8 protein-coding genes are annotated in these 6,000 nt (G+C 36.3%); 6 read left to right on the top strand and 2 right to left on the bottom strand.

What is annotated here, in order from left to right; translation table 11 throughout:
- Window positions 1–197, top strand: a 197-nt coding sequence (locus QNJ50_RS18875) for a hypothetical protein (protein WP_300638040.1), incomplete at its 5' end; no start/stop codon positions are given.
- An 88-nt stretch (window positions 198–285) separates the two neighbouring features.
- Complete coding sequence (locus QNJ50_RS18870) at window positions 286–771, top strand: hypothetical protein (protein WP_300638038.1); 486 nt, start codon at window positions 286–288, stop codon at window positions 769–771.
- A gap of 48 nt (window positions 772–819) precedes the next feature.
- On the opposite strand, the gene QNJ50_RS18865 is transcribed toward QNJ50_RS18870, so the two are convergent.
- Window positions 820–1,128, bottom strand: a complete 309-nt coding sequence (locus QNJ50_RS18865) for a TIGR03792 family protein (protein WP_300638036.1) — start codon at window positions 1,126–1,128, stop codon at window positions 820–822.
- Window positions 1,129–1,429: 301 nt separating this feature from the next.
- On the opposite strand from QNJ50_RS18865, the gene QNJ50_RS18860 reads away from it, so the two are divergent.
- The 3 genes from QNJ50_RS18860 (at window position 1,430) to QNJ50_RS18850 (ending at window position 3,974) form a co-directional block, all read left to right on the top strand.
- Complete coding sequence (locus QNJ50_RS18860; protein ID WP_027846283.1) at window positions 1,430–1,753, top strand: phasin family protein; 324 nt, start codon at window positions 1,430–1,432, stop codon at window positions 1,751–1,753.
- 242 nt (window positions 1,754–1,995) lie between these two features.
- Window positions 1,996–2,550: an FKBP-type peptidyl-prolyl cis-trans isomerase gene (locus QNJ50_RS18855; protein ID WP_300638032.1), complete on the top strand. Its 555-nt coding sequence runs from the start codon at window positions 1,996–1,998 to the stop codon at window positions 2,548–2,550.
- Between the two features lie 335 nt (window positions 2,551–2,885).
- Window positions 2,886–3,974 carry a DUF3616 domain-containing protein gene (locus tag QNJ50_RS18850; RefSeq protein WP_300638030.1) on the top strand — a complete coding sequence of 363 codons (1,089 nt, stop codon included), beginning with the start codon at window positions 2,886–2,888 and terminating at the stop codon, window positions 3,972–3,974.
- Window positions 3,975–4,013: 39 nt separating this feature from the next.
- Here QNJ50_RS18850 and QNJ50_RS18845 read toward each other — a convergent pair whose 3' ends face one another.
- On the bottom strand, window positions 4,014–4,418 hold the full coding sequence (locus QNJ50_RS18845) for an NIL domain-containing protein (RefSeq protein WP_300638028.1): 405 nt from the start codon (window positions 4,416–4,418) through the stop codon (window positions 4,014–4,016).
- A gap of 148 nt (window positions 4,419–4,566) precedes the next feature.
- Here QNJ50_RS18845 and QNJ50_RS18840 point away from each other — a divergent pair, with 148 nt between their 5' ends.
- Complete coding sequence (locus QNJ50_RS18840; protein WP_300638026.1) at window positions 4,567–5,160, top strand: thioredoxin family protein; 594 nt, start codon at window positions 4,567–4,569, stop codon at window positions 5,158–5,160.
- The last annotated feature ends 840 nt before the right edge of the window (window positions 5,161–6,000 follow it).

Here is a 6,000-nt window from a genome sequence, read left to right as displayed (position 1 = left end):
AAAGGCTAAAAAGTGGGTCGATAAAAGATTTGGGTTTTAAGAAGAAAGGAACAGGGAAGAAGAAAGAACAACTATTTTCTGTTGCTTTAGGTTTAAAAAATTTTGATACAAAGATAAGAGGAACACCTCAAACAAGAATAATTTATTACTTCCCGCTCTACAATGGAAATATAGCTCAGCAGTTAAAATATTACTGATAGTAAGGGACTGGAAATAGTGTATTTTCCCAATCCCCCAATATTTTTAATCCGGCGAATTATCAAAACCTACTCTAAAAATCAGATTATGGATTTTGAACCCAAAGACAACGCCGAAGAAACTCCAGAAAATCTGGAATTCGCTGAACCGCAGAAACGTAAGCCATTAGAAATTTTACGCGACACAGAAGCCTTCTTGCGTCGTCCGACAGTCGGTGCAATTGTGCCAATTGTATCGCCCGAACTAAGTAAACGTATAGAAGAAGCTTCATTTGTTGCAGAAGACACTTTGAGTGAATTAGCAGAAATTGATTTCGACCAAATTAGCGATTGGGAACTGCGACCAGCCCGGATCAAGATTGGTTTAAGCTTTGTCGGTTTTTCTGCCTTAACAATCCTCGTGCTACTGCTATACTTAAATACACTGCACCCAGAACTCAACCCTACTCAACAAATTGGTCTGTATTGGCAAGAATACATTTGGTTTGTTTGTTTGGGTGTGACAGGAATGTTTATTTTGGGTAGAGAAGCTATGCGTGAGGTGGAAAAACCCAGAAAATCTCCAAAACGTTAAGCTTTTAGCTTTTAATTTCTATGGTTGAACTTCTATGGATTTATGCATTTACCTGCGAGGAAATTTTCGGACTTGATACTCCGATGACTCTATCATTTCATAATTAAAATCCAGTGACGAATCAAATTTCGCTTCGATAACATCCAAATCTTTCTGTGGTATGCTCTTCCACTGTTCTCGTGTTTCCCACTGCACTATTATTGTCACTTCACCTTTATCATTGGGATTAATCCAAACTTCCTTTCCTAAAAACCCAGAATATTTTCTTAAAGCGTTAGTCCAAATATCTTCATCCTTTTGAATAAATTTTTCCCGTACCGCAGGATCCATTTTAAACTTGAGTAACTCAATAACCACCTTTCTTTCATTCCTAGCTTGAATTTGTCAGAATAGAGCTGTAGAGGTGAGGAAAAACATATTGACCCTAGCAGCACAACTGTATATTCTCACTTAATACCAAGTAATAAATAAAGTTATAGGTATAAAATAGTGATTTTAAAATGTACTTGATTAAAATGCACTTGATTAAAATACAGTTTGTTAAGGACTTGAACTGGTCATTACCAAAAATACATTGCAAATTTGGGGTCAAATAAGTTTTAAGGATAAATTTTAAGAATAAAAATTCAAGGATAAGAAATTTTAGAGAGGAGAAAACATGGATAACAACAACTGGATGCAACAGTTACTAATGCTCGGTATTGGTACAACATCAGTTATGGCGGAAAAACTACGAGAAGCCAGCGAAAAAATGGTGAAGGATGGCAAACTCGATCCAGAACAAGCCAAAGAAGTTATGGATGATATGGTAGAACAACTCAAATCTGAGCAAGATAACTGGGGAACCAATATGGAACGACAAATGCGGAATATGATGCAAGATTTGGGAGTTGCTCGTCAGTCAGAAGTCGACGAACTAAGAGGAAGAATAGATCGCTTAGAACGTCAAGTCCGCGATTTAGAAAATAAAATGTGGCGCTGAAGATATGTAATTTGGTAGTAAAAAATAAATATATCTTACACCCCTCCCGCTGATGTTTTCCTCACAATCATGGGAGGGTTTATTGATACAGCAGTAATAATACTTGTAATTAAAAGTATGAAAATAAACATCCTAAGATTTGCTTAAGTTCCAACTGGTACATTTGCCATAAGCTGATAAACTAAGATTTGTTTTATTAGTAATCCCAATTCCCAGAAACCTTTAATTAGGAAGGAGTGATTTTGAAAGCAATTCTTCTCAGCGCGACTTTCGTTGTTATTTGTACTGTGGTTTTGGTATTCGCACAAATAACTGGTGAAAAACCGCAGTCTGCTGTTGCTAACCCTATTAATACTACCGTAGCAACATCAGGTAACGTAAACGAAAACAATACTTTAATAGCGAGCAAAGATATGTCCGATCAAAACGTCGCTGCTACCCCCTCAGGAGAAGAGAACGTTGTTACAACCCCTTCAGGACTAAAATATGTTGTCCTTCAAGAAGGAAGTGGAGCAACTCCTGAAAAGGGACAAATTGTAACCGTACATTATACCGGTACTCTAGAAGACGGAAGTAAATTTGATAGTTCCCGCGATCGCAATCGTCCTTTTGATTTTAAAATCGGTGTTGGACAAGTAATTAAGGGCTGGGATGAAGGACTCAGTACAATGAAAGTAGGCGAACGTAGAAAGCTAATTATTCCTTCTGAATTGGGATATGGTTCTCGTGGTGCTGGTGGCGTTATTCCTCCCAATGCAACTTTAATTTTCGATGTGGAATTGTTGAAAATTAAGTAATTATCAACAAATTTTTAATTGTCAAATTTTTCACAGATAAAAATAAACTGAACTTAGAAACGTGACATGCTCGCGTTTCTATTTATTTTGTGGGTTGTAGATGCAGGTTAGAAGTCAGAAGCCGTAGAGACGTAGCATGCTACGTCTGTACAAAAGTCAGAAGTCAGAAGTCAGGAATCAGAAATCGGAAGTCAGAAGTCAGAAGTCAGGAATCAGAAGTCAGAAGTTATGACCAGTGACTGAGGAATTACCAATTACCAATTACCAATTACCAATTTTCACATATATAATAAGTCTTCAAATTTACGTAAAATATTTTTATATCTTAATCAAAGATGCCAAATCCAGCTTTAATCAAACAGGTATTACTTGTATTTGGGAAAGATTATTCAGAACACAGAGAAGACCTTTCAGCAGTATATTTAAGTTCTGACAATTATTTATGGTTGGGTTCGGACGAAACTTCAACAATAGAAAGATTATCTAAAGTAGATCCAGAAAAATTTGCCGAGCACAAACAATTTAGGGTTGCAGAATTTATTGATTTACCAGCCCCGGAAGAAGAAGAAATAGATATTGAAGGAATTAGTTATCATGATAATTATTTATGGTTTGTTGGTTCCCACAGTTATAAACGGAAGCGAGTCAAACCAGAAAAATCAGATAAAAAAAATTTCAAAAGACTTGCAACAATAGCAACTGAACCTAATCGTTATATCCTTGGACGTATCCCTCTAATTGATGGTGAATTATTATCATCTTCTCCCGATCCGGATAACTCAAAAGTTAAGTTAACCGCAGCAAAATTAGAAGTAACCGAACAAGGAAATACACTAATGGAGGCTTTAGCTGAAGACTCCCATCTCGGAGCTTTTATTAAAGCCGCAATTCCTGGTAAAGATAATGGGTTTGATATTGAAGGAATAGCTGTCGTCCAAAACCGAATTTTTCTCGGTTTGCGCGGTCCCGTATTGCGGGGATGGGCAGTAATGTTAGAAATTGAATTGGAAGAATCTGCTCCAGGATTATTAAAGTTAAAGGAAATTGGTTGCGATCGCGAATTATATCGAAAGCATTTTATTAACTTAAACGGTTTGGGAATTAGAGATTTATATTTGGACGGCGAAGATTTATTGATTTTAGCTGGTCCAACAATGGATTTAGATGGTTCTATATGTGTTTATTCTCTAGAAAATGTAATTAACCTCAAGGGAAATACACTCACCACACCAGAAATCGTGATACAAATTCCCCATGGTAATCGAGACGATCGCGCCGAAGGAATTACCTTGTTTCAAGATACTTGTGGAGAAACTCGGCTCTTGATAGTTTACGACTCACCTTCACAAACCAAAAGATTAGTAGGTGAAAGTAGCGTTATCGCTGATGTGTTTGAGATTGGGGATTGGGGACTGGTAACTTGACTGATTACTCCTTACTCATTACTTCTTACTCCTTACTCATCAAAGATTAGTCGAAATCGCCTCTACCGGACAAGTCGGAATACATTGTTCGCAGACAATACAACGTCGTTGAGTAAAGGTTAATTCGTAGGTTTCCGGACTGAGAGTTAAAGCTTGGGTAGGACAAACACCCGTACACAACCCACAGTGAACGCATCTATCCTCATCGATTAGGATTTCACCTAAAGTTTTAGAAACCGTAATGCTGTTGGATCGCATCCATTCAACAGCTTCATCTAATCGGTCAATGTCTCCCGAAAGTTCCACTACTAATTTACCAACTTGATTCGGTGCTACCTGAGCGCGGATAATATTAGCTGCAACATTAAAGTCCTTTGCTAACAGATATGTAATAGGGATTTGGACAGCGCGTTTGGGAAAGGTAAGGGTAACTCGTTTTTTCACAGGTTTATAATCGGTTTTTTTTAGTTGTAACGTATTTATCAAGCAAATATAATTACCATTCTCCAAGATTTAAATCAGTTCGGATAGATAAAGACAGGGTTAAACTGAAGTAAGATACCAGCACTTAATAATTTTTGATAAATAGGCGATGTCTACGGATTCATCAGCAAATTCTCCAATCCAAACTGAATCCACCACAACTGGAAAACGGCTGCGAAACTTCCTAATCGCAGTTGTTGCAATTATCCTTGGTGTGACTTTACTTCTGGGAATACGAAGTCAAACAACAACAACTTCCCTCGCAGAATTAGACAGCAAATCTACTCCACTAGAAGTAGCAATGAAAAATGGGAAACCCTCATTAGTAGAGTTTTATGCTAATTGGTGTACAGTTTGTCAAAAAATGGCACCAGATATTGCTCAATTAAAACAAGACTATAGCGATCAAATTAATTTCGTAATGCTAAACGTCGATAATACCAAGTGGTTGCCGGAAATGGTCAAATACCAAGTTGATGGTATCCCTCATTTTGTGTATCTAGATGATGGTGGAGTTACAATAGCCGAAGCTATTGGCGATCAACCCCGCCAAATTATGACAAGTAATCTAGATGCCTTGGCGAATAATTCAGATTTGCCTTATGCTCAAGTGAGCGGTCAAGTGTCTGAATTTTCTACTCGGGTTGCACCTGTTAGCAGTCAAAGTGATCCGCGCAGTCATGGTAGCCAGGTAGTTAATTAGATCAGGTAGTTAATTAAATCAGTGCATTTACTCAATGCCAGTTTCTATATAAATTGTATAGATTTCTGAGTTACAAAATTTTGTTGATAATTTGCACTGCTATTAACTTACGCAAATCTTTTAGTACATATAGAGGCTTGGAAAATAATAATTTTGTAATAGCTATATCCTATTATATGTAGCGGGTTATAAGTTTACTAATCCTCTCAATGTTGTTATTAGATTTGTGTAAGTTTCAAACCTTATTTAACTTATCTAACATATCTAATCTAATGCCATCATAAAACTGACGTGTTTCTTTCTCAAGTCATTACAGAAAAGAACGAATAAAAAGCATTTTTCCATTAGGTTGATATTCCGAAAAGAAGTATTTATGGGATTTATTGGCGAAAAATTGCAATTATTTTTATTCCGAAGCCGTTTATTTACGACAGGCTGCTATTTTAGCAACCGCAGTCAAACGAAACACTCAATTCAAATACCTGAAACTATATGTGAACCCTTACATACCAACCATTATTCTTAAGTAATAGCAATGAGAAGAAATTTGGAAAATCATCAATTAAAATAGATTTTTTTTCCAGCAAACTTATTCCAACACACTTAATTGCTTTTTTCTTTAAATAAATTTTCTCTGGATTAACTCATTAATTTTATAATTGCAAATCGTTTTTTTCATAGCAATGGGAAAAAAGACTAGTTTAATAAGGCTTATCTTCCAAAATACTCTCAACAAAAATACTACTTATGAAGTGGTAAGGAAGAGAGAAATTCGATGGATAGAGGGTGTAGCGTTATCTGTCCAATAGTATAAACTTTTTTGGCAGTTCATTAATCTTT

The organism is Mastigocoleus sp. MO_188.B34 (genome assembly GCF_030065675.1).
Taxonomy (GTDB): Bacteria; Cyanobacteriota; Cyanobacteriia; order Cyanobacteriales; family Nostocaceae; genus Mastigocoleus.
Note: the sequence above shows the minus strand (reverse complement) of the source record. Positions and strands in the feature narration are given on the sequence as shown.